The organism is Nocardiopsis rhodophaea (genome assembly GCF_039530945.1).
Taxonomy (GTDB): Bacteria; Actinomycetota; Actinomycetes; order Streptosporangiales; family Streptosporangiaceae; genus Nocardiopsis_C; species Nocardiopsis_C rhodophaea.
Map to the genome: position 1 here is coordinate 1 of NZ_BAAAPC010000036.1, position 24,467 is coordinate 24,467.

Genomic DNA, 24,467 nt, shown 5'->3' on the forward strand with positions numbered 1-24,467 from the left:
TGCGCGCCCGCGATCACGGAATCCTGCGGTGGCCACCCCCACCAGGAGGAACACAGGGCCACCAAGATCGAACAGCTCCTCAGCGACATCGGCGCGTTATGACCCCTGAAAAACCCGAAACTCCAGGTCCGGTTTGCCGGGGTGATTCCCATGATCATCGCCAGTGGGGGTCTCCGGCGGGGGACCGGCGTTCCCAGCCCCTACCGGCCTCGGCGCCGCTTTTCACCCAAGAACACCGCACAGGGTGAGCGCCGGCAAGGCCGCCCAGCAGACCCCCGGCCTCCGACCCGCGGTGATCACGGCGATTCTTAAGGCGAAACGGGCAGGCCTGTCTCCGGAAGACGGGACAGCGCCCGGCTCACTGTTCGTTCTCCTGTGATGTGTGCCGCACGTCATTTCCTATGCAGCCGCTTGCATAACATTTCATCGGCATGCATGATGGTGCAGGTAAGTTCGAAGGCAGGGGTCCGATACCGGCGGCGCGACGCGCCCCGGACACAGGGCGGGGGAGTCAGCGCAATGGGGTACACGGCGGCCATCGCGGGGGCCAGCGGCTACGCGGGCGGTGAACTCCTGCGCCTCCTGCTCGCGCACCCCAGTATCGAGATCGGCACCCTCACCGCCGGCGGCAACGCCGGAACCACGCTCGGAGAGCACCAGCCGCACCTGGTGCCACTGGCCGACCGGGTGCTTTCCGAGACCACCCTGGAAAACCTCGCGGGCCACGACATCGTCTTCCTCGCCCTGCCGCACGGGCAGTCCGGCGCGATCGCCGAACAGCTCGGCGACGACGTCCTGATCGTCGACTGCGGCGCCGACTTCCGACTCAAGGACGCCGCCGCCTGGGAGGCCTTCTACGGCTCCCCCCACGCCGGGACCTGGCCCTACGGCCTGCCCGAGCTCCCCGGCGCACGCGACGAACTCGCCGGGGCCACGCGCATCGCCGTCCCCGGCTGCCACGTCACCACGGCCACGCTCGCGCTCTACCCCGCCCTCGCCGACGGCCTGGCCGCGCCCGACCTCGTCGTCGTCGCCGTCACCGGCACGTCCGGCGCGGGCAAGTCCCCCAAACCGCACCTCATCGGCAGCGAGATCATGGGCTCCGCCGCCCCCTACGGCGTCGGCGGCGCACACCGGCATAACCCCGAGATCGTGCAGAACCTCTCCGCGGTCGCGGGCACCGACGTCACCCTGTCGTTCACCCCCGTCTTGGCCCCCATGCCCCGCGGCATCCTGTCCACCTGCTCCGCCCCCCTAGCGCCCGGCGTCACCGAAGAACAGGTCAGAGCCGCATACGTTCGACGATTCTCGGCCGAACCCTTCGTGCGCCTGCTGCCCGAGGGAACCTGGCCGACCACAGCCATGACACTGGGCGCCAACACCGCACTGGTCCAGGTGACGGTCGACAGGGCAGCGGGCCGCGTCGTCGCGATCGCCGCCCTCGACAACCTGACCAAGGGCACCGCGGGCGGCGCCGTCCAGAGCACCAACATCGCGCTCGGACTCCCCGAGACCACCGGACTTCCCACGACAGGCGTCGCACCCTGACCGGCGCCCCCACCCTGTGAAAGGTCGCACCGTGAGCGTCACAGCACCCAGCGGCTTCCGGGCCGCCGGTGTCAGCGCCGGCATCAAGGCCGGCGGCGAACGCGACGTCGCCATCGTCATCAACGACGGGCCGTCGCGGGCCGCCGCCGCCGTCTTCACGCGCAACCGCGTCAAAGCCGCCCCCGTCCTGTGGTCGGAGCAGGTCGTCAAGGGCGGCCGTGTACGCGCCGTCATCCTCAACTCCGGCGGCGCCAACGCCTGCACCGGCGCACCCGGGTTCCAGGACACCCACGCCACCGCCGAGCGCGTCGCCGACGCCCTGGACGACTCCGCCGGGGAGATCGTGGTCGCCTCCACCGGCCTCATCGGCGAGCGCCTGCCCATGCCGGAACTGCTGGCGGGCGTCGACGCCGCCGTCGCCTCGGCCGCGCGCGACGGCGGGATCGACGCCGCCGACGCCATCCGCACCACCGACACCGTCGCCAAGATCTCCTTCCGGCGCGGCCCCGGATACACCATCGGCGGCATGGCCAAGGGCGCGGGCATGCTCTCCCCCGCCCTGGCCACCATGCTCTCGGTCATCACCACCGACGCCGAGCTCACCTCCGAGCAGTGCGACCGGCTGCTGCGCGCCGCCACCGCACGTACCTTCGAGCGGGTCGACGCCGACGGCTGCCTGTCCACCAACGACACCGTCGTGCTGATGGCCGGAGGCGCCTCCGGGACGGCCCCCGACGAGGAGGAGTTCAAGGCGCTGCTCACCGAGGTCTGCGACGACCTCGCCCGCCAGCTCATCGCCGACGCCGAGGGTGCCAGCAAGGCGATCGCCGTCGAGGTCGTCGGCGCCGCCAGCGAGGACGACGCGCTCACCGTCGCCCGCGCCATCGCCCGGAACAACCTCTTCAAATGCGCGATGTACGGCGAGGACCCCAACTGGGGGCGGATCCTCGGCGCGGTGGGCACCACCGACGCGGCGTTCGAGCCCGACCGGCTCAACGTCGCCATCAACGGCGTGTGGGTCTGCCGCCAAGGGGCGGTGGGCGACGACCGCTCCAAGGTGGACCTGAGGCCGCGCGACGTCACCGTCACCGTCGACCTGACCGCCGGAAGCGCCGCCGCAACCGTCTGGACCACCGACCTGACCACCGAATACGTTCACGAGAACTCGGCGTACAGCTCATGATCGCATCGACCCCCGACCACCACGCCCAGGACAAGGCCGCGATCCTCATCGAGGCGCTGCCGTGGCTCAGCCGCTTCCACGGCAAGACCGTCGTGATCAAGTACGGCGGCAACGCGATGATCAACGAGGATCTGCGCACCCGGTTCGCCGAGAGCGTCGTGTTCCTCTACTACGCGGGCCTGCGCCCCGTCGTCGTCCACGGAGGCGGACCGCAGATCAGCGCCCACCTCGACCGCCTCGGCCTGGAGAGCACCTTCACCGCCGGGCTGCGGGTGACCACGCCCGAGACCATGGACGTCGTGCGCATGGTGCTCATGGGGCAGGTCAACCGCGAGATCGTCGGGCTGATCAATCGGCACGGGCCCTTCGCGGTCGGTATGTCCGGCGAGGACGCCCACCTGTTCACCGCAGAACGCAAGCACGCGGTCGTCAACGGGGAGCGGGTGGACATCGGCCAGGTCGGCGAGATCGTCGACGTGCAGCCCGGCGCCGTGCAGTGCCTGATCTCCGACGGCCGCATCCCCGTCATCTCCGGCATCGCCCGCTCCGACGAGGGCGTCTACAACGTCAACGCCGACACGGCGGCGGCTGCTCTCGCCGTCGGCCTCGACGCGGCCAAGCTCATCATGCTGACCGACGTCGAGGGCCTGTACGCCGACTACCCAGACAACACCGAGCTCATCAGCCGCCTGACCGCCGGCGAGCTGGAGGAGCTGCTGCCGCACCTGTCCGCAGGCATGGCACCCAAGATGGAGGCGTGCCTGACCGCCGTGCGCGGCGGCGTCCCGCAGGCCCACATCATCGACGGCCGCGTCCCGCACTCCATGCTGCTGGAGGTCTTCACCAACCAGGGCGTCGGGACCATGGTCGTCGATGAGATCCGGGAGGCAGCCGAACTCGGGACGCCCACCGGCATCTATCAGGACCAGGAGGAGAACCCGTGAGCGGCGTGGGAGACACGAACGGCACCCCGCACACGGCCGCCAGCGCCGCCGAGCTGCGCGACCGCTTCGAGGCCGCCCTCATGCCCAACTACGGGACGCCCGGCATCGTACTCGCCCGCGGCCAGGGCACCACGGTGTGGGACGTCGAGGGAACCCGCTACCTCGACCTCATCGCCGGCATCGCCGTCTCCGCCCTCGGCCACGGCCACCCCGCCCTGGTCAAGGCCGTCGCCGACCAGACCGCGACGCTCGCCCACACCAGCAACCTGTTCATCCACGAGCGCGAGGTCGAGCTCGCCGAACGCCTCATCGGCCTGCTCCGGGGCGCGGCCACCGGCCAGCACAGCGAGCAGGGCAGCGGGCAGAACAGCGCGGCCGACGACATCCGCGTCTTCTTCGCCAACTCCGGCACCGAGGCCAACGAGGCCGCGCTCAAGCTCGTGAAAGCCGTCGCGGCCGACCGAGGGCTGCGCGCCGGCGACGGAACCGGCTACATCGTCTCGACCAGCAACGCCTTCCACGGGCGGACCGCCGGCGCGCTCGCGCTCACCGGCAAAGCCGCCATCCGCGAGAAGTTCGGGCCATTCGGCATGGACGTCCGGTTCGTACCGTACGGCGACGCCGACGCGCTCCACGACGCCGTCGACAGCTCCTGCGTCGCCGTCATCGTCGAGCCCACCCAGGGCGAGGCCGGGGTGGTCCCCCCACCCGAGGACTACCTCGCCCGGATCCGCGCGCTCTGCGACGCCACCGGCGCCGCGTTCATCCTCGACGAGATCCAGAGCGGCATCGGCCGCACCGGGCACTGGTTCGCCCACCAGGAAGCGGGCGTCACCCCCGACGTCCTGACTCTCGCCAAGGCGCTGGGCGGCGGCCTCCCCATCGGCGTCTGCGTCGGCTTCGGCCGCTTCGCCACCGCCTTCGCCAAGGGCGACCACGGCTCCACCTTCGGCGGCAACCCCGTGGCGTGCGCGGCGGCGCTGGCCGTCCTCGACACCATCGAGGCCGACAGCCTCCTGGCCAACGCCGCTGACCTCGGCGCGCTGCTCGCCGCCGAGATCACCGCCATCGGCCACCCCCTGGTCGCCAAGGTCCGCGGGTCCGGGCTCTGGCTCGGCATCCAGCTCTCCGCGCCCGTGGCCGCCACCCTCCAGGAACGCGCCGCCGCGCACGGCTTCCTGATCAACGCGGTCGCTCCCGACACCATCCGCATCGCCCCGCCGCTGACGATCTCCCGCTCCGAGGTGTTCGAGTTCACCGGAGCGCTCCCCGCGATCCTCGCCGAAGCCACCCCGTCGGCGAGCGAGACAGGAGGAACGGCATGACCCCGCCCCCCGCGCCCGCAGGCCCCGCTACCTCGACCGTCCGCCACTTCCGGCGCGACGACGACCTCGGCCCGGCCGATCAGGCCGCGGTCCTCGACCTGGCCGACGCGATGAAAAAGGACCGCTTCGCCCAGCGGCCCCTCGACGGCCCCCGCACCGTCGCACTGCTGTTCGACAAGCCCTCCACCCGCACCCGCGTCTCGTTCGCCGTCGGCGTCGCCGACCTCGGCGGCATGCCCATGGTGATCGACGCGCAGACCAGCCAGCTGGGCCGCGGCGAACCGCTGGAGGACACCGCGCGGGTGCTGGAACGCCAGGTCGCCGCCATCGTGTGGCGGACCTTCGAGCAGGAGCGGCTGGAGGCCATCGCCGCCGTCAGCGGCGTGCCCGTCGTCAACGCCCTCACCGACCTCTTCCACCCCTGCCAGGTCCTCGCGGACCTGCAGACCGTGCGGGAACACAAGGGTCGCACGGCGGGGCGCACCCTGGCCTACTTCGGCGACGGCGCCAATAACATGGCCCACTCCTACCTGCTCGGCGGCGCGACCGCCGGGATGCACATCCGTATCGCCGCGCCCGAGGACTACCGGCCCGACGCTCAGATCCTGGCCGACGCCCGCGCGATCGCCGCGCGGACCGGCGGTTCGGCCGAGGTCCTCACCGACCCGGTGGAGGCCGCGCGCGGCGCCGACGTCCTCGCCACCGACGTGTGGACCTCCATGGGCAAAGAGGCCGAGGCCGCCGAGCGCGACACGCCGTTCCGCCCTTACCAGGTGGACGACGCCAAACTCGCCGCGGCCGACCCCCACGCCATCGTGCTCCACTGCCTCCCCGCCCACCGGGGCGAGGAGATCACCGCCTCCGTCATCGACGGCGCGCACAGCGTCGTCTGGGACCAGGCGGAGAACCGCCGGCACGCCCAGAAGGCCCTGCTGGCGTTCCTCCTCGCGGACGGCGGCCAGGGAGAGGACGACAGACGATGACGGCCGACGGTGCCGGCTCCGCTCCCATGACGAAAGCCGCCCGGCACGCGCGCATCACCGAGGTCCTGACCAGGAACGACGTCAGGTCCCAAAGTGAGCTCGCGCGTCTGCTCGCCGACGGCGGCGTCCACGTCACCCAGGCCACGCTCTCGCGCGACCTGGACGAGCTGGGAGCGGTCAAGCTCCGCACCGTCGACGGAAACCTGGTCTACGTGCTCCCCGGCGAGGGCGGCGAGCGCCTGCAACGGGCACGACCGGACACCCTCGACCTGGGGCAGGTCTCCAGCGCGCGACTCACCCGGCTCGCCGAGGACCTGCTGGTCTCGGCCGAGGCATCGGCGAACATGGTCATCGTCCGCACCCCGCCCGGTGCGGCCCAGTTCCTGGCCTCGGCGATCGACCACACCGACTTCCACGCCATCCTCGGGACCATCGCCGGAGACGACACCATCCTGGTGATCTCCCGCGACCCCCAGGGCGGCGAGGAACTCGCGTCAGCACTGCTGCGGCTGGCCGACCGGCGCCCCTGAGCGCCGTCACGGCTCGGGACAACCGACGGGGTTGGAAGGGGGCGGGCCCCAAGGACACGCAGCACCCGCCTACCAGCTGCACCTGCAACTCAAGGAGAGAACCCATGACTGAGCGGGTCGTACTCGCATACTCCGGGGGGCTCGACACCTCCGTCGCCATCGGCTGGATTGCCGAGGAGACCGGTGCCGAGGTCGTGGCCGTGGCCATCGACTGCGGCCAGGGCGGCGAGGACCTCGACGCCGTCCGGCAGCGGGCGATCGACTGCGGCGCCGTCGAGGCCGTCGTCGCCGACGCCAGGGACGAGTTCGCCAACGAATACTGCCTGCCCGCCCTGCGGGCCAATGCCCTCTACATGGACCGCTACCCGCTGGTGTCGGCGCTGTCGCGCCCGCTGATCGTCAAGCACCTCGCCGACGCCGCGCGCTACCACGGCGCCACCATGGTCGCGCACGGCTGTACCGGCAAGGGCAACGACCAGGTCCGTTTCGAGGCCGGTCTGGCCGCGCTCTTCCCGGAGCTCAAGGTGCTCGCGCCGGTCCGCGACTCCGGCATGACCCGGGACAAGGCCATCGCCTTCGCGGAGGAGAAGGGCCTGCCGATCGACGTCTCCAAGAAGTCGCCGTACTCCATCGACCAGAACCTCTTCGGCCGCGCCGTGGAGACCGGGTTCCTGGAGGACATCTGGAACGGGCCGATCGAGGACGTCTACTCCTACACCGCCAACCCCGCCGAGCCGCACGAGGCCGACGAGGTCGTCATCTCCTTCGAGAACGGGGTGCCCACCGCCATCGACGGCAAGGAGCTCACCCCGCTGCAGGTCATCGAGGAGATGAACCGGCGGGCCGGGGCCCAGGGTGTGGGCCGCATCGACATGGTCGAGGACCGGCTCGTGGGCATCAAGAGCCGCGAGGTCTACGAGGCCCCCGGCGCGATCGCGTTGATCACCGCGCATCAGGAGCTGGAGAACGTCACGGTGGAGCGGGAGCTCGCCCGCTTCAAGCGGGGCGTCGACCAGCGCTGGGGCGAGCTCGTCTACGACGGGCTGTGGTTCTCACCGCTCAAGAACGCCCTCGATGGCTTCGTGGAGGAGGCGAACCAGCACGTCACCGGTGACGTGCGGATGGAGCTGCACGGCGGCCGCGCGGTGGTCACAGGGCGGCGCAGCGAGGCGTCCCTCTACAACTACGAGCTCGCCACCTACGACACCGGCGACACCTTCGACCAGAGCCTGGCCCGCGGCTTCATCGACATCTGGAGCATGCCGGCCAAGATCGCCAGCGTGCGGGACCGCAAGCACTCCTGAGGAGAGCGACAGCGACCGGTACAGCGGGCCCCGGCCCGCCCGCAACGCCCGTCCTGCGCACCCTGCGACCCGGCGCTGTGCCGCCCCCGGGCGGCACAGCGCCGGGCCGGCACGCCCGCTTTCCCCGGCCCGCCTCAAGGGCGCACGATGGCGGCACGGACCCGCCGGCAACGCCTCGGTACGCCGAACGGCGCCGCGCGAATCCACACGAGGCGGAACGACCCTCGAAACCCCGGTGATCACGCTTGGACCGACAGGCAGGATCACCCCGTCCGCGACCACGCACATGTAAAGGACCCCGACCGTGGCTGATGAGCCCGACACCCAGGTCACCCGGCTCTGGGGCGGCCGGTTCGCCGGAGGCCCCTCCGAGGCGCTGGCCCGGCTCTCCCTGAGCACCCACTTCGACTGGCGGCTCGCCCGCCACGACATCGCCGGCTCCCGCGCGCACGCCCGCGTGCTGCACCGCGCTGGACTGCTGACCGACGCGGAGCTGGAGGCGATGCTGGCCGGACTGGACCGCCTGGAGACCGACGTGCTCTCGGGCGCCTTCACGCCGGTGCTCGAAGACGAGGACGTGCACACCGCGCTGGAGCGCGGGTTCATCGAACGCGTCGGGCCGGATCTGGGCGGGCGCCTGCGCGCCGGACGATCCCGCAACGACCAGATCGCCACCCTCGTCCGCATGTACCTGCGCGAGCAGGCCCGCGTCATCGCCGCCGAGCTGCTGGGCCTCGTCTCGGTCCTGGCCGACCAGGCGCAGGCCCACATCGACGTCGCCATGCCCGGCCGCACCCACCTGCAGCACGCCCAGCCGGTGCTGCTCGCCCACCACCTCATGGCCCACGCCTGGCCGCTGGTGCGCGACGTGGAGCGGCTACGCGACTGGGACGGCCGCGCGGCGGTCTCGGCCTACGGATCCGGTGCGCTCGCCGGGTCCTCCCTCGGCCTCGACCCCGAGGCGGTCGCCGCCGAGCTGGGCTTCCCCGCCTCCGCGGAGAACTCCATCGACGGTACGGCCGGGCGCGACGTCGTCGCGGAGTTCGGCTTCGTCGCGGCGATGATCAGCGTGGACCTCTCCCGGCTCTCCGAGGAGATCATCCTCTGGGCGACCAAGGAGTTCTCCTTCGTCACCCTCGACGACGCCTTCTCCACGGGGTCGTCGATCATGCCGCAGAAGAAAAACCCCGACATCGCCGAGCTGGCCCGCGGCAAGGCCGGGCGCCTGGTGGGCGACCTCGCCGGACTCCTCACCACGCTCAAGGGGCTGCCACTCGCCTACAACCGGGACCTGCAGGAGGACAAGGAGCCGGTCTTCGACGCCATCGACACCCTGAACCTCCTCCTCCCGGCGTTCACCGGTATGGTCGCGACCCTGACCTTCCACCGTGAGCGGATGGAGCAGCTGGCGCCGCAGGGCTTCTCGCTGGCCACCGACATCGCGGAGTGGCTGGTGCGGCAGCGGGTGCCGTTCCGCGAGGCCCACGAGATCGCCGGCGCGTGCGTGCGGGTCTGTGAGGAGCGCGGTATCGACCTGCCCGACCTCACCGACGCGGACTTCGCCGCGATCTCCCCCCACCTCACACCGGGCGTGCGCGAGGTGCTCAGCGTCGCCGGGTCGCTCGCCTCGCGCGCGAGCAAGGGCGGTACGGCCCCGGACCGCGTCACGGAGCAACTGGAGCGGCTGCGCGGCGAGGTCGCCCGCCACCGCGACTACTGCGCCGAGGCTTCCGGAGAGTGACCCGGTTCCGGTACACGCGTTCCGGACGCACTGTTCACCATTGATTAATTCGGTAAAACCCGGGCTTTCCCTGCGAATCCAACACCGAATCCGGCGTTCACGCAGGGAATTCAGCAAAAGCCCTTCACTGCCCGTACATGTGCTGTAGCGTCCAGAAGTCGTGGGCACCTTGGGTGCACTCTCCCGCGAACCGCGTCCGGAGTGGCCCGTACAAAACAGGGGAGACGGCAGCCCGCGCCTCCGCGTGAGATCGCCAATGGCGTCGCCGTGACGTCGTCTCCCCATGGCTGGGGTCACCCCCTGATCCGCGGCCGGGTGCCCGCGCTCATGTCAGCGGGAGGAGCGCAATGGGCCAGCCGGGCGGCGCAGACCGGAGCATCAAGGCGCAGCTCAACAGGATCGTGTTGATCCCCAGCATCACCTTCCTGGTGCTGTTCGCCCTACTGAGCACGGCGATGCTGATGCAGGCCGTCTCGCTGCGGCTGGCCACGGGCGACGGCCGCACCGGCGCCTACCTCTACTACGCGGTCGCCGAGCTGCAGAAGGAACGCCGACTGGCCGCCGAGCACCTCGCCGCTCCGTCGGACCAGTCGCTCAACGAGCTGCAGAACCAGATCACCGCCACCGACGAGGCGGTGCGCCGGGTGGACGACCGCAAGGAGGGCCTGCGCGGCCGCGGCGACCCCGAGGTCGCCAAGGTCGCCAGCGGCTTCTTCACGGCCATCGGCCGACGCGGCGAACTCCGCGGCCACGTCATCGCCGAGGAACTCAACACCGAGCAGTCCGTCGCGGAGTACTCAGCCATCGTGGACCGGGGCATCCGGCTCTACGACGCGTCGGGCCGCCTGCTGGACGACGGCGCATCGGCCGCGGCCAGCGCCGACGTCGTCGACCTCATGCGCGCCCAGGACCTCTTCTCCAAGGCCGACGCCGAGCTCAGCGCCGCCCTCGCCGCGGATCGCCTCACCCACGACGAGCAGGTCCGCTTCGCCGCGCTGATGACCGCGTTCCGGCAGCGGATCGACGACGCGGGCCTCGTGCTGCGCGGCCAGTCCGCCAGCGCGCACGCGACGCTCATCGGCAGCTCCCAATGGGAAGAGCTGGAGGCCATGGCCGAAAAGGCCACGCGCCACGCCCCCGCGGCCGAGGCGGAGGGCTCCGATGACGACGAGGCCGCCCCCGACGAGACACCCCCCGACGGACTGGAGGAGTGGCGCACGACCGCCGACGACGTCAACGCCGACCTGATCGTCCTCACCGACGCCCAGACGCAGACGGTTGTTGACGCCACCGACGCCGCGAGCACGTGGATGTTCACCATCGCGCTGGGCGGCGGCATCATGGCCCTCTTCGCCGGCACCATCGCCTACGGGGTGGCCTCGAAGTCCGCCGCGCGTCTGACCACGCGGCTGGCGCGGCTGCGTGCCGAGACGCTCGGCCTGGCCCGGGAGGAGCTGCCGCGCATCGTGCGGCGCCTGGAGAACGGCGAGCCGGTCGACCTGGACGCCGAACTCAAGCAGCTCGACCACGGCGCCGACGAGGTCGGGCAGGTCGCCGACGCGTTCAACACCGCGCAGCGCACTGCGGTCAGCGCGGCCGTGAAACAGGCCGAGATCCGCGAGGGCGTCAACCGGGTCTTCCTCGGCATCGCCCACCGCAACCAGTCGCTGGTGCAGCGCCAGCTGCAGCTGCTGGACCGAGTGGAGCGCGAAGAGGAAGACCCCGACCTGCTGGAGGACCTCTTCCACCTCGACCACCTGGCCACGCGGGGCCGACGCAACGCCGAAAACCTGATCATCCTCGGCGGGGCGCAGCCGGGACGGCGGTGGCGCAACCCGATCCCGCTGGTGGACATCCTGCGGGGGGCTATCTCCGAGACCGAGGAGTACGCGCGCGTAAAGCTGCGGGTCGTGCCCGATCTCGCGCTGTCGGGCACGGTGGTCGCCGACGTCATCCACCTCGTCGCCGAGCTCGTGGAGAACGCCACCTCCTTCTCCCCACCGCACACGCCCGTACACATCCACAGCGAGGTCGTGCCCAAGGGCGTCGTGGTGGAGATCGAGGACCGCGGCCTGGGCATGAGCGAGGAAAGCCTGGCCGAGGCCAACGCCACGCTCAGCAAGGCGCCCGAGTTCGACGTGATGGCGATCAACTCCGACTCCCGGCTGGGCCTGTTCGTGGTGGCCCGCCTGGCGGTGAAGCACGACATCCACGTGCAGCTCTGCCCGTCGCCGTACGGCGGAACCCGCGCGATCGTCCTGATCCCCTCGGCCCTCATCTCCTCGGCCGAGGCCGCGGGCCGCAGGCGACCCGGGGGTGAGGCCCTGGGTGCCGCCGCCGACGCCCCGACGCCTCCCGACGGTTGCACACCGCCGACCGGAGTCGCACCGCCCGCGGGTGCCACCCCGAGCTCCGGGGTCCCGACGCCCACGGGGCGGCGGGGGCGCGGCACGGGCGATCTACTCGCCGGCCAGCGGCCCGGAAACGGGCGGACTCAGCCGGGGGGCGGCCAGTCCGGAGGGGCGGGAACGCCCGCCGGTGTGCCGTCGGCACCTCGGGTGAACGGCCAGACCCCGGCGTCGGGCGTCGCGCCCGTGGCCCCCTCGGCACCGACGACGGGCCCCAACGGGCTTCCGATCCGCGAGCCGCGACGCCGAGGAGAACAGCGCCCGCCGGGCGACGACTCCAGGCCTTCGCCCGGCGACACCGGCGCCGCGGACCACCCCACGCTGCCCCGACGCCGCAAACAAGCCAACCTCGCGGCGCAGCTCAGAGACTCCACCCCCACGACGCGCCGGGGGCCGGAGACATCGCGCTCCCCAGAAGAGGCTCTGCGGGCGCTGAGCGCATTCCAGTCGGGAACCAAGCGCGGACGTGAAGACGATCTCGGATCCGACGCGGCCCTGCGCGACAGCACGTCGCCCGCGCCGGACCACGCGGCAACCGGCGCGCCGGACGCTCCCCGGACTTCCGGGAGCGGCCCCGGTTCCCCGGCGGCGGCGCGGCTGACCAGGAGTGCGCCCGGCCGGACCGACCCCAACGCCACCGCCGACGCTGCCCCCGGCGCGGCGAACGGCGACGACGCCGTCGTCACCTCCTTCACCGAGGAGGATCGGGGCCGGTCCGCCACGGAGGCAACGATACGCGAGGGGCACGCCGGTCGTCCGACCGGCGACCACATGGGAGAAAGCGATTAAATGGTGCAGAAGAGCGGCAATTCGGCAGGCGATCTGAACTGGCTCCTTGACGATCTCGTCGATCGTGTCGTCAGTGTCGAGCATGCCATCCTGCTATCCGCTGACGGCCTGCTCATCGGCCGGTCGCGGGCGCTGTCGATGGAGGACGGCGAGCACCTGTCCGCCGTCGCGTCGGCGTTCCAGAGCCTCGCGCGCGGTACCGGCCGCCAGTTCGGCGGGGGAGCGGTCACCCAGACCCTGGTCGAGATGGAGCACGCCTACCTGTTCGTCACCGCTGCGGGCGAGGGCGCCTGCCTCGCGGTTCTCGCCTCCGAGGACGCCGACATCGGCATCGTCGCCTACGAGATGAACATGCGCATCCGCCGGGTCGGCCAGTTCCTCAGCTCCGCGCCGCGCTTTCCCGCGTCGGTCAGCGCCACCGGCGGCGCTGGATCATGAACGACGCACCGCCGACGCGCGAGGCGGCCACCGGGCCGACACTCGGGCACCGCCGTACCGCGTGGCCCGTACCCGGCGTCGCGCATATCGATCGCGCGGCCGGGCCACTGGTGCGCCCCTACACCATGACCGGCGGGCGGACCCGACCCTCGGAGACCGGGCTGGACATGATCAGCATCGTCGTGGCCGCGCGCGACCGCGCGGACTGGGCCGCACTGGAGCCCGAGCACGCGGCGATCCTCCGGCTGTCGCGCCGGCCCATCTCCGTCGCCGAGCTCTCCGCGCAGCTCGACATTCCCATGACCGTGGTCAAGGTGCTCCTCGGCGACCTCATCGCACAGGGCGACGTGTACGCCCGGGCGCCGATGCCTGTGGCCGATCTTCCCGAATTGAACATACTTCAGGCGGTACTCGATGGCATCCGCAGACTCTGACGACGGGACCCGCACCAGCATCCCGACGGCGGTGAAGATCCTCATCGCCGGGGGGTTCGGAGCGGGCAAGACGACGATGGTCGGTTCGGTCAGTGAGATCACTCCCCTCAGCACCGAGGAGGTCATGACCGAGGCCAGCATGGGCGTCGACGATCTCGGTGGTGTGGAGGGCAAGACCACGACCACCGTCGCCCTGGACTTCGGCCGGATCACCGTGAACGAGCAGGTGGTCCTCTACCTGTTCGGCACGCCCGGGCAGGGGCGGTTCTGGTTCATGTGGGACCAGCTCGCCGACGGCGCGCTCGGCGCGGTGGTGCTGGCGGATACCCGCCGCCTCGACACCTGCTTTCCGTCCGTGGACTTCTTCGAGAACCGGGATGTCCCATTCGTGGTGGCGGTGAACCGGTTCGACGGCGCCTATCCGCACACGTTGGAGGCGATCCGCGGGGCCATTGACGTGGGCGAGGAGGTTCCCGTGATGATGACCGACGCACGGGATCGGGATTCGAGCAAGCGTGTCCTTCTCGCCCTGGTCGACCACGTAATGCGGCGGCGTAGCCCAGCGCTGTCCGGTTGACCGCTACCATGGCCGAACGGCCTCCACACCATGCCCACCCCCAACGGGCGATTTCCAGATCCGTTGTTTCACGATCGGAACATGCCTGGGGGAAGATCCTTACTCCCGAGTCGTTAGCATTTTCCCGTGAATCCTGACAATATGCAGAATCCGGATAGACTACCTCCTCGCGATCTCCCGCGGCGTCGATCGGGACGGCACCGGAATCCATTGTCGTTCGACAGCTGGATCGGAACGCCGACGCTCGTGCTCGCGGTTCCGGGCGTCGCCGGTGACACCGACGGCATCGGGGCCCAGATGGTCGACCTGCTGCGGTCCTATCGGCCCGAGGTCACCATCCGGGTCGGCTGTATCGAGGGATCCGACGACCGCCTCACCGAGGCTCTCGCCGACCTGGAACCCGTGGACGAGCACCCGCTGCGTGGCGTCGTGGTCCCCCTCGTCACCGCGCCCCACCCGGCCACCGACCAGGCCATTTCCGAGGCCATCGAGGCCACCGGCGCCGACGTCCGCGTCACCGACGGCCTGGGTCCCCATCCCATGCTCGCCGAGGTGCTCCACCTGCGCCTGGCCGAGGCCGGGTTCGTGCGCGCCGACCGCATGCGGCTGATCAGCGTCGTCGCGCCCAGCACCACCATGACCGACGGTGTCATCGTGGGCGCCGTGGGCGGCCCCGACGCGGTCAGCGCGGCCGGTGTCACCGCGGTGCTGCTCGCCGCGCGGCTCGGGATCACCGTGCTCCCCGCCGACCTGGAGGACGACTCCTCGGTGGAGCAGGTGCGCCGCCAGATCGCCGACGCCGGATGCGTGCGCCCGGTCATCGCGCCCAGCATCGTCGGCCCGGAGTTCGACACCGAGCGGCTGAAAGCACTGGCCGAGCGCTATGAGGCGCGCTACAGCGCGCCACTCGGTGCGAGCAGCACGCTGGCCAAGATCGCGGCGCTGCGCTACGCCGAGGTCCTCAACTCCGTCGGCGTCGAGGCGCCGGCCACCGCGGACGAGCTCCCCTCACCGGTCGGTTCCCGCCACCGGCCGGAGAGCTGAACGGCTCGCCGCCGCGTCGCCGTCCGGCGCCGTCCCCCCCTGGCGGCGCCGGAAGCCATGACCGAATGTAATGAAACAACAACACAGAGCCATGCTTTTTCGATACCGTCGGTGCCCTATGGACGCGTAGCTGTCCACGTGCCGAGAGGCCACCCTCTGCGGCCTGCGACCCGCATGCGCGTCCGTCCAGGTTGGGGGAGACCATGGGCACACAACAACGGGGACCATTACGGGGAGCAACGCCGGCGCAAAGGAGCCGTAAAGAGCGGACTCTCCGCACAGAACTGTCGCGCATCGTCCTGATCCCGAGCCTGAGTTTTCTGGCTCTGTGGCTGGTCATGACCGCCACCGGCACATTCCAGGCCGGTACGCAGATGCTCTCCGTCATTGGGGGACGGGAGAGCGCCGAGGTACTCGACGCCCTCGCTGCGGAGCTGCGCGAAGAGCGACGACTCACCCTTGTTCATCTCGGCGACCCCGACCGGTCGCCGATTCACGACCAACTCGTGGAACAGCGTGAAACGACCGACACCGCCCGCGATACGGCGGAGGCGGAGATCGGCTCCGCCGTTCTCACCGGTGACCTTCCCGGCGACACCGACGCACTCGGACGGCTCCGCAGCGGCGTCGACGGCGGCACGGTCAGCCGGGCCGAGGCCCTTGACCGCTACAGCGATCTGATCGAGGACCTCGGCGTCCTCAGCGCCACCCGACTGCACGCACTGGAGAACGGCGCGGGCCTGACCGACGCGGAGATGGCCCAGGACCTGGTCGACGCCTACGAGGAGTTCTCCCGGGCCAACGCTCTCCTGGCCGGAGCGATCGCCGCGGGCAGGATGGACTACGAGGAGACCGCGCACTTCACCCACCTCACCGCGTCCTACCGCAACACCCTCGGCCGGCTCGAACCGGACCTGAACGGCGACGTCCAGCGCCGCTACGAGGCCATGCGGGAGGCGGATCCGTGGGCCACCACCGAGCGGCTCAGCCGCGCCGTCGTCACACGGCCGCCGGTACGCGAACCCGAGGCCCCCGGCGAGGCACCAGAGTGGAACTTCGCCATCGGTGTCGACGCCGACGAATGGGAGGAGGCCACCCAGGGAGCCGACCGCCGGTTCGGCGAACTTGTCACCGCACAGCTGGAGCGCGCCGTCACCACCGCCTGGGGGGACGCCGTACGGCGCATCGCCCTCGCCCTGGCCGGGTGCGTGTTCCTGCTCCTGACCGGGACGGCCTCGATCGTGATCGCGACGCGTGCGTCGCGCCGCCTCGTGGGGCGGCTCTCCAAGCTCCGCAACGAGAGCCTCGCCCTCGCCGACACCCGGTTGCCGGCCATCGTCGACCGCGCGCAGCACGGGCACCGCGTGAACCTCTCCGAGGAGCTCCCCCGCCTGTCGTACGGGAAGGACGAGATCGGCCAGGTCGCCGACGCGTTCAACGCCGCGCAGCGCACCGCGGTCGGTGCGGCGGTGAAGCAAGCGGAGATCCGGGAAGGCGTGAACCGGGTCTTCCTGGGCATCGCCTACCGCAACCAGGCGCTGGTCCAGCGCCAGCTGCACCTTCTCGACGAGATCGAGTACGACGAGGAGGACCCGCGCACCCTCCAGCGGCTCTTCCGTCTCGACCATCTGGCCACCCGCGCCCGGCGCTACGCCGACAACCTCATCATCCTGGGCGGCGCTCGGTCGGCCCGCCGGTGGCGCAACCCGCTTCCGCTGGTGGACGTGCTCCGCGCCGCGATCTCGGAGACCGAGGACTACCAGCGCGTGCGGCTCACCTCCGCCCCCCGCGTGCGGTTGCGCGGCACGGCCGTCGCCGACGTCGTACACCTCATCGCCGAGCTCGTGGAGAACGCCACCCAGTTCTCCCCGGCCGGTGCGCCGGTCGACGTGAACTGCGGGCCGGTGGCGGGCGGGCTCGCGGTGGACGTGGAGGATCGGGGCCTGGGTATGACCGAAGAGGGGTACGAGGCGGCGGCGCGCACCCTCTCCGAAGCCCCCGAGTTCGACGTCATGGCGCTGCCGGACGAACCCCGCCTCGGCCTGTTCGTGGTGGCCCGGCTGGCCGCGCGGCACGGCGTTCGGGTGCGCCTGTTCCCCTCGCCCTACGGCGGTACCCGAGCGACCGCCATCCTCCCTGACGCACTTCTGGAAGGAGAGGAGAACGACGCACCAACGGAGCCCGTCATGGTGCCTGACCAACGTCAGGCGGACCCCGGGCCTTCGGGGGAGGGAGCGGCACGATGAGCGAAACCGCGGGCGGCGGAGCGATGAGCGACAGGGACGACAATGCAGGAGTAGGCAGCCACCGAGTCGACAGCAGCACACCCAACACCCGCACGTCGGCACAGTGCGGAGCGACCGATCGCGGCGAAACCTGCGGGGCGGCGAACAACGCGTGGGGCGTCGGCACGGCCGACGACGGCGCCGCGGACACCGGTCGGGCCGGGCCGCCCATACCTGACGGCCGCCGGACGGGCGACAACCCGGCCGGAATCCGGGCTGGTCAAGGAGCCGAGCGTCTGCTCCGTCCCTTCGCCGTCACGATCGGCGGCACCACCACCGACGCCCCAGGGCCCCGGCTCGACCTGCTGAGCATCGTGACCGCGACCCGGCCGCCGGGACCGCCCGACAGCCTCCGCCCAGAGCGCGAGACGATCCTGCTCCGGTCGCGCGAGCCGCAGTCCATCGTCGAGCTCGCCGCCCACCTGGAGCTCCCCGTCAGCGTGGTGAAGCTGCTCGCCGCGGGGATGATCGCCGAGGGGGCGCTGCGCCTCCACGTCCCCGAACCGGAGGAGAACCTGACCGGCCTGCCGCTCCTCTACACCCTCTTGGAAGGGCTGCGCGCTCTGTAGCACGGACACCTCCAAGACGGCCACGGCGAAGCGGACCGTGACATCGGGGGAGAGCCAGAGCCCACGACCGGGATGGCGCACCGGACATCGGGGAGTTATATCGCCGATTCCCGTGTCCCAGAGCACATCCCGGTCCTACAGTCGTGCCATGGGAGACAAGGAACGCCGCAACCCCAGTGTCAGCCGCCGCCGACTCGCCGCGGAACTGCGCAGACTCCGTGAGCGCTCCGGACTCGCCATCACCGAAGTGGCGCGGAGGTTCGGCTGGTCGCCCGCCCACCTCGTCCGGCTCGAAACCGGGGCCATCGGCGTCCGCGCTTCCGACATCCACCACCTCGCCGACATCTACCACCTTTCAGAGCAGGAACGCACGGCCCTGAGCGAGCTCGTCGAGCGCACCAAGTCGAACTCCTGGTGGAACCGCTTCTCCGACGTCCTCCGCCCCGAGTTCATCGACCTGGAACAGAACGCGAGCCGCATCCGGCTGTGGGAGCCCTTACTCGTCCCCGAGCTGCTGCGCACCGACGACTACCTGTGCGCCTGCGCTCGGGCGATCCAGTCGCTCGACGGGAGGTCCCTGGAACAGCTGGCCACCGCCCAGTCGGCCCGCCGCAGCGCCGTCCTGGGAGAGTCCAAAGTGCCCATGGAGGTGGTCATCGGCGAGGCCGTGCTGAACAACGCCGTCGGCGGGGCGGACGTGCTGCGGGCGCAGCTGGAGTTCCTCCTAGACGCGGCTCGGCTGCCCTCCGTGACACTGCGCGTCGTCCCCTTCTCCGCCGAGGACCACCCCGGCCACGCGGGCGGATTCAGCGTCCTGACCCTCGACGGCGCCGGACCCGGGGGAGGCGAAGAGGACGTGGTCGTGCACGCCGAGCTATCCGGCGCCAGCGCGTTCTTCGGTGACCACGACGGCGTCGCCCGGCAGATGGCCCGCTTCACCTGGATCGAGGAGGCCGCTCTGTCGTCGCGGGCCTCCTGCGCCCTCATCCAGCGCTACGCGTGGAGCTGAGGCGCGGCGAGGAGCCCAGCGGCCCGGACCCCCCAACGTTCCAGCGGGGCCGACGCGCGTGCCCCTTCCTTCCCCCTCCGTAAAACGTGAGCGACCCGGACGTGTTCTCCCCGGAGCCCCCTTGCTAGCGTGACGCGCGTGAGCACCCCACGCATCGGCATCGTCGGCGCCGGGATCGTCGGGCTGGCGCTGGCCAGATGGATCACCCTGAACCGCCCCGGAGCGCGTGTCACCGTTCTGGAGAAAGAACACCGCGTCGGCGCGCACCAGACGGGACACAACAGCGGCGTCGTGCACGCGGGTCTGTACTACACGCCCGGATCCCTCAAAGCCGAGCTGTGCCATCGCGGGAAGGAGCTGCTGCGCGACTACTGCGTCGAGCGCGAACTGCCGTACCAGGAGGCCGGCAAGGTTCTGGTGGCACGGACCCGGGACGACGCCGCACGCCTGGACGATATCGAGCGCCGCGCCAAGGCCAACGGGGTCGTCGGCGTGCGCAGGCTCGGGCCGGACGCTCTGCGTGAGATCGAACCGCATGTCCAGGGGATCGAGGGCCTGCACTCGCCGCGCACCGCCATCACCGACTTCGTCGCCATCGCCGAGGCGTTCGCCGACGACGTCCGCAGGTCCGGTGGACGGATCCACCTGGGGACACCGGTCATCGCACTGCGGCAGGACGCCGACGGCGCCGAGGTGCTCACGGGTGACGCGAAGGGCGAACGTGTGAAACGGCGATTCGACACCCTCGTCATCTGCGGTGGTCTGCACAGCGACCGGCTCGCCCAGATGGCCGGGGCCGAGGCCGATCCCCGCATCGTCCCGTTCCGCGGCCAGTACCACGAGCTGGTCCCGGAGCGCCGCGACCTCGTCCGCGGCCTGGTCTACCCCGTCCCCGACCCTCGCTACCCGTTCCTCGGCGTGCACCTCACCCGGCACGTCCACGGAGAGGTGATGGCTGGCCCCAACGCTGTCCTGGCCACGGCACGGGAGGGTTACCGGTTCCGCGATCTTCTGCCGGACGACCTCGCCGCCACCCTGACCTGGCCCGGCTTCTGGCGGCTCGCCCGCGAGCACTGGGCGATGGGGGCGCGGGAGGCGGCGGTGGCCGCGTCGGCTTCGGTGTTCGCGCGGGAAGCCCGGCGGCTGATCCCGGAGATCACAGCGGCGGACTTGCGTCCGGCGCCGTCCGGGGTGCGCGCCCAGGCACTGGGTCGCGACGGGCGACTCCTCGACGACTTCGCCATCGACACCCACGGACGGGTGATCTGTGTGCGCAACGCCCCTTCTCCGGCTGCCACCTCCTCGCCCGCGATCGCCGAATATCTCGGCGAGAAGGTCCTTGTCACGCGCTAACAGGACCGAAAGGGGGCCAGGGCAGTCCCGGTTCGTCTCGAAGAGGTCCGAGACGAACCGGGGATCCGGAGCACCGGCGGCCGGAGCTGGAGGCGGTAGAGGCGGTACAGGCAACAGCGGCAGTACCGGACGGGGCGACGGCAACGCCGGCCCTGGGCAGCGGTGACCGTCACCACTCCGGGGTTGGGTCTGCCCCTGCGTGGCGACGGTCGCAACGCTCAGCTCTCGCCTATCAGCAACGCTTGTTGAGGGTGCTCTGAAGTGCGGACTTCTCCGACGAGTTCACGGCCAGGCCGTACCGGTACTTCACGTTGATCCAGGCTTTGGCGTAGGCGCAGTGGATCGCGGTCCGCGGCGGCATCCACTCCGCGGGGTCCTTATCCCCCTTGACACGGTTGCTGCTGGCGGTCACCGCCCAAAGAACAGGGGAGTCCACGTCATTGGCGAAGTCGCGGCGCTTGGTCGTGCTCCACTTGTCGGCCCCCGAGCGCCAGGCCTCGGCGAGCGGTACCAGGTGGTCGATGTCGAAGGTGGAGGGGTCGTTTGTGGAGATCCCGTCGAACTCGCTGTACCAGCTGCCGGAGGTCGCGCGGCACTGGTCATCGGTACGTACGTTGCTGCCGTCGCGCCGCAGCACGTATTCGCGGGCGTTGCAGGTGCCCGAGATGGTGACCCAGTGCGGGAACAGCGAGCGGTCGTAGCCGGACGACGCCCCTTCGGACCTCACTGCTAACCCGTTGAGCTGGGACTGGGCGGTGGCCTTGGTCGGAATCGCGGGCGGGACGGCGGCAGCGGCGGGCGCGGTCGGGACGAGGACCAAGAGGAGGACCGCGGTGACCGTGGTGGAAAGGAATCCGAATACGCGGTGGCGGGTGGTACGCAACGTATTTCTCCTGCGGTCGGGAAAAATCCAAGCGGGACTCGCGAACACCTCAGAGCCTGAATGTTCAACGGGGCCGCATCCAGTACCAGGGGTTAAATCCCTGTGTCCGTGTTCAGCAGGATGGGTAACAAAAGGGGCCGTCCGGGATGATTTCCGATGGTTGTCCACAGGAGCGGAAGGCGGGTAGCGGCGGGACAGCGAGGGCCGCACTATGAATCTCGTCAGCGTCCGGGGAAGGGTTCCCGAGGACGCCGGAGAGGGAGGCTTTCGATGGACTTTACGCGGCGATTCCTCGCTGTTCTCCTGGTCAGTGTCGGCTCGATACTGATGGCGACGAGTGCGTCGGCCGACCAGGGAGGTGGGGAGTTGGACGGCTTCAGCATGGGCTACCTACCGAAAGGTGTCGGAAGCGAAGTAGCGGACTTCGCCTATGAATGGGGGGACGTCCAATTCGCCTCGCGGGTGTGGGAGAGGCAGACCGCTGAGGATGGGTACGCCGTCGACCTGCAGGTCCTCGTGATGCGTGGTGCGCGGTTGCAAAGCCCTGAGCAGCTGCTGGACTTTCTCGCCGAGTATCACGAGCGCGATGCCGCGGCATGGGGGCTGCGCCCGTTCACGAATGAGCGCGCCCGTGGTTTTATCAGCGACTCCGAGGCGTTCTGGCTGCCCGAGCCCGGCGTTGCGGTGGAGGTGCGGGTCGCCCCCGCCAGATTCGGCCCGGCGGAGCTGCGAGCAACCGCTCTCGGCGTTCGTCGTGCCTACGGATAGTGCCTTGGGGCGGCCCGGACCGTGCGTCGGCCGGGCTAAAGCCGGACCACGCCGCGTCAAGCCGGTTGAGGGGAGTGCGGTGTGGGGTGCAACCCCGCGTATCCGCCCGCCGCTGCGGTGTGGCCAGCGACGGAGAACTCCGGACAAGCCTCACGGGCTCCAGAAGGCGGGTCGGCAGGGAAGGAGTATTGGTGCGCGGTTCTCATAGAGCAGCGGATACGGTGGAGACGTCCAACCCGTAGTTCAGGTGATTGGGGGCTCGGCGATGACCGTCGGGCAGCCACCGTCGCCTCACCTCGATGGAAAGACCACAGTGACCGACATCATCGACGAACTTGAGTGGCGCGGCCTCCTCGCGCAGACAACCGACCTTGACGAACTCCGCAAGGCCCTCGCCGATGGTCCGGTCACGCTCTATTGCGGCTTCGACCCGACAGCGGGAAGCCTGCACGTCGGTCACCTCACCCAGATTCTGACTCTGGCACGGTTCCAGAAGGCGGGACACCGTCCCATCGCCCTCGTTGGCGGCGGTACGGGACTCATCGGCGACCCGAAGCCCACTGCCGAGCGCAGCCTGAACTCGGTCGACACGATCCGGGAGTGGGTGCAGGTGCTGGGCGGGCAGCTGTCCGCGTTCTTGCGTTTCACTCCAGAGGGGGAGCAGGCGCAGGCCACGGATGCCATCCTCGCCAACAACGCCGACTGGCTTGGGTCCATGAGCGCCATCGAGCTGCTCCGCGACGTCGGCAAGCACTTCAGCATCAACCAGATGCTCGCGCGCGAGACCGTGAAGAGCCGCCTTGACGGCGAGGGCATGAGCTACACGGAGTTCAGCTACGTGCTCCTCCAGTCCTACGACTACGTCGAGCTGTACCGCCGGTTCGGGTGCACGTTGCAGATCGGCGGCAGCGACCAGTGGGGCAACATCACGGCGGGGCTGGACCTCATCCGTCGGATCGACAGCAACAAGCCGCACGGCCAGGCGCATGCCCTGACGACCAACCTGCTGACCAAGAGCGACGGCAGCAAGTTCGGCAAGACGGAGACTGGCACCGTGTGGCTCGACTCGGCGCTGACGAGCCCGTACGCCTTCTACCAGTTCTGGTTCAACGCCGACGACCGCGACGTTGTCCGTTACCTCAAGGTCTTCAGCTTCCGCTCGCAGGAGGAGATCGAAGACCTGGAACGCCAGACCTCCGAGCGCCCTGCCGCCCGCGCCGCCCAGCGCGCGCTGGCTGAAGAGCTCACCACGCTGGTGCACGGTGCCGAGGAGTGCGAAAAGGTCATCGAGGCGAGCCGCGCACTCTTCGGCCAGGCCGACCTCAGCAACCTCGACAGCCCGACGCTCGGCGCCGCTCTGTCCGAGGTCCCGAAGGTCGAGGTCCAGGGCCCTGTCGCGGAGCTTCCCCCGCTAGTGGACCTGCTTGCCGCGACTGGCCTGGTGCCCAGCAAGTCAGCGGCCCGTCGCGCCATCCAGGAGGGCGGCGCGTACCTGAACAACACCAAGGTCACCGACGTTGACGCGAAGGTGGCAGGGGCGGATGTCCTCCACGGCCAGTACATCGTTCTGCGCCGTGGTAAGCGCAACGTTGGCGGCGTCATCGTGACGAGTTGACCCCCGACTGGCTGGTAGGTCCCTCGACCTGACGGGACCGATCCGTGACCCAGCGTGTGCTGCGTGCCCGTCCCGAGCTGTGATCTCTGGACGGGCACGCTGTGCCCCGAGGTATAGAGCTCGCGGGGCGCGGATGGGGACAGATCGGTGCGATAGGAACGTTTAAGCCACAGCCACCAGGGGAAAGCTTAAATTTGGACGAAAAAACAGGTGTACCGAACGGTCCTGCCGCAAGGGTCACGGGAGCACCGGTACGAGGAACTCACGCGAGGTCCGAAAACCCCGGCTATGAGGGCGATATCCGCTGCTCCGGGGCGCGATTTGACGTATCAGTGCGCGGACCCTACTGTTGGCAGGCCGAAGCGGGACGGTGAGTGACCTCAGGGTCCTCGATCCGGACCGCGCGAGACTCCGAAGACGCTGAGCCGAGCACTCGTGTCGAGTGATAGCATATCTTCTCGGTCATCCGTCCGAAGATTTTCGGAAGCGTTTATCAGGGTACTTTCGACATATTCACCGATTTGGTGAGTGTGGGTAGATCTGATAAAGTCGGAGACATAACAAAGCGGAACGCGCCGCCTCTGCAGAAAAGCCGGACCGGGCTGATTGTCGGGTTGGTTTGTATGGGATGAGCGGTTGTTTCTTGAGAACTCAACAGCGCGTGTTTGTTTTTCTTTCAGCCAAGTTTGTTTTGGCCCCTTGTGAGCACACGGAACCCTTGGGGGTTGCGGGGTGCT

At 70.1% G+C, this 24,467-nt stretch carries 20 protein-coding genes; 19 read left to right on the plus strand and 1 reads right to left on the minus strand.

Annotation, left to right across the window (positions count from 1 at the left end; translation table 11 throughout):
- Nucleotides 1-519 precede the first annotated feature (519 nt).
- The 17 genes from argC to lhgO all read left to right on the plus strand — a co-directional run bounded on the left by argC (nucleotide 520) and on the right by lhgO (nucleotide 20,464).
- Nucleotides 520-1,548 (plus strand): N-acetyl-gamma-glutamyl-phosphate reductase, encoded by a 1,029-nt coding sequence (gene argC / locus ABD259_RS25165; RefSeq protein ID WP_344165686.1) that lies wholly within the window; start codon nucleotides 520-522, stop codon nucleotides 1,546-1,548.
- Between the two features lie 31 nt (nucleotides 1,549-1,579).
- On the plus strand, nucleotides 1,580-2,731 hold the full coding sequence (gene argJ, locus ABD259_RS25170) for a bifunctional glutamate N-acetyltransferase/amino-acid acetyltransferase ArgJ (protein WP_344165689.1): 1,152 nt from the start codon (nucleotides 1,580-1,582) through the stop codon (nucleotides 2,729-2,731).
- Nucleotides 2,728-3,675, plus strand: coding sequence for an acetylglutamate kinase (argB, locus tag ABD259_RS25175; RefSeq protein ID WP_344165691.1), 948 nt, complete (start codon nucleotides 2,728-2,730; stop codon nucleotides 3,673-3,675). Before argJ ends, argB begins: the two co-directional genes overlap by 4 nt.
- Nucleotides 3,672-5,000 (plus strand): acetylornithine transaminase, encoded by a 1,329-nt coding sequence (locus ABD259_RS25180; RefSeq protein ID WP_344165694.1) that lies wholly within the window; start codon nucleotides 3,672-3,674, stop codon nucleotides 4,998-5,000. The genes argB and ABD259_RS25180 overlap by 4 nt, the downstream gene beginning before the upstream one ends.
- Complete coding sequence (gene argF, locus ABD259_RS25185) at nucleotides 4,997-5,983, plus strand: ornithine carbamoyltransferase (protein WP_344165697.1); 987 nt, start codon at nucleotides 4,997-4,999, stop codon at nucleotides 5,981-5,983. The genes ABD259_RS25180 and argF overlap by 4 nt, the downstream gene beginning before the upstream one ends.
- Nucleotides 5,980-6,513 carry an arginine repressor gene (locus ABD259_RS25190; RefSeq protein ID WP_344105473.1) on the plus strand — a complete coding sequence of 178 codons (534 nt, stop codon included), beginning with the start codon at nucleotides 5,980-5,982 and terminating at the stop codon, nucleotides 6,511-6,513. Before argF ends, ABD259_RS25190 begins: the two co-directional genes overlap by 4 nt.
- A 104-nt stretch (nucleotides 6,514-6,617) precedes the next feature.
- Nucleotides 6,618-7,817: an argininosuccinate synthase gene (locus tag ABD259_RS25195; RefSeq protein WP_344105470.1), complete on the plus strand. Its 1,200-nt coding sequence runs from the start codon at nucleotides 6,618-6,620 to the stop codon at nucleotides 7,815-7,817.
- 304 nt (nucleotides 7,818-8,121) lie between these two features.
- Nucleotides 8,122-9,558: an argininosuccinate lyase gene (gene argH, locus ABD259_RS25200; protein WP_344165700.1), complete on the plus strand. Its 1,437-nt coding sequence runs from the start codon at nucleotides 8,122-8,124 to the stop codon at nucleotides 9,556-9,558.
- A 347-nt stretch (nucleotides 9,559-9,905) separates the two neighbouring features.
- Nucleotides 9,906-12,755, plus strand: coding sequence for a sensor histidine kinase (locus ABD259_RS25205; protein WP_344165703.1), 2,850 nt, complete (start codon nucleotides 9,906-9,908; stop codon nucleotides 12,753-12,755).
- Entirely contained in the window at nucleotides 12,756-13,193 is a 438-nt protein-coding gene (locus ABD259_RS25210; protein ID WP_344105462.1) for a roadblock/LC7 domain-containing protein, read from the plus strand.
- A complete protein-coding gene (locus ABD259_RS25215) occupies nucleotides 13,190-13,627 on the plus strand; it encodes a DUF742 domain-containing protein (protein ID WP_412759424.1) in 438 nt (145 codons plus the stop codon). The genes ABD259_RS25210 and ABD259_RS25215 overlap by 4 nt, the downstream gene beginning before the upstream one ends.
- The gene (locus tag ABD259_RS25220; protein WP_344165706.1) at nucleotides 13,608-14,204 is read left to right on the plus strand and encodes a GTP-binding protein; all 597 of its coding nucleotides are present in this window, start codon (nucleotides 13,608-13,610) and stop codon (nucleotides 14,202-14,204) included. The genes ABD259_RS25215 and ABD259_RS25220 overlap by 20 nt, the downstream gene beginning before the upstream one ends.
- 141 nt (nucleotides 14,205-14,345) lie before the next feature.
- Nucleotides 14,346-15,248 carry a sirohydrochlorin chelatase gene (locus tag ABD259_RS25225; RefSeq protein WP_344105458.1) on the plus strand — a complete coding sequence of 301 codons (903 nt, stop codon included), beginning with the start codon at nucleotides 14,346-14,348 and terminating at the stop codon, nucleotides 15,246-15,248.
- 338 nt (nucleotides 15,249-15,586) lie between these two features.
- The gene (locus tag ABD259_RS25230) at nucleotides 15,587-17,494 is read left to right on the plus strand and encodes a sensor histidine kinase (protein ID WP_344105456.1); all 1,908 of its coding nucleotides are present in this window, start codon (nucleotides 15,587-15,589) and stop codon (nucleotides 17,492-17,494) included.
- On the plus strand, nucleotides 17,491-18,102 hold the full coding sequence (locus ABD259_RS25235; RefSeq protein ID WP_344105454.1) for a DUF742 domain-containing protein: 612 nt from the start codon (nucleotides 17,491-17,493) through the stop codon (nucleotides 18,100-18,102). The genes ABD259_RS25230 and ABD259_RS25235 overlap by 4 nt, the downstream gene beginning before the upstream one ends.
- 148 nt (nucleotides 18,103-18,250) lie before the next feature.
- On the plus strand, nucleotides 18,251-19,111 hold the full coding sequence (locus ABD259_RS25240; protein ID WP_344105452.1) for a helix-turn-helix domain-containing protein: 861 nt from the start codon (nucleotides 18,251-18,253) through the stop codon (nucleotides 19,109-19,111).
- A gap of 138 nt (nucleotides 19,112-19,249) precedes the next feature.
- Nucleotides 19,250-20,464 (plus strand): L-2-hydroxyglutarate oxidase, encoded by a 1,215-nt coding sequence (lhgO, locus tag ABD259_RS25245; protein WP_344165709.1) that lies wholly within the window; start codon nucleotides 19,250-19,252, stop codon nucleotides 20,462-20,464.
- Nucleotides 20,465-20,696: 232 nt separating this feature from the next.
- On the opposite strand, the gene ABD259_RS25250 is transcribed toward lhgO, so the two are convergent.
- A complete protein-coding gene (locus ABD259_RS25250; RefSeq protein ID WP_344165712.1) occupies nucleotides 20,697-21,347 on the minus strand; it encodes an HNH endonuclease family protein in 651 nt (216 codons plus the stop codon).
- A gap of 270 nt (nucleotides 21,348-21,617) precedes the next feature.
- On the opposite strand from ABD259_RS25250, the gene ABD259_RS25255 reads away from it, so the two are divergent.
- Nucleotides 21,618-22,115, plus strand: a complete 498-nt coding sequence (locus ABD259_RS25255) for a hypothetical protein (RefSeq protein WP_344165715.1) — start codon at nucleotides 21,618-21,620, stop codon at nucleotides 22,113-22,115.
- A 313-nt stretch (nucleotides 22,116-22,428) separates the two neighbouring features.
- Nucleotides 22,429-23,730 carry a tyrosine--tRNA ligase gene (gene tyrS / locus ABD259_RS25260; RefSeq protein WP_344165718.1) on the plus strand — a complete coding sequence of 434 codons (1,302 nt, stop codon included), beginning with the start codon at nucleotides 22,429-22,431 and terminating at the stop codon, nucleotides 23,728-23,730.
- Nucleotides 23,731-24,467: the final 737 nt, after the last annotated feature.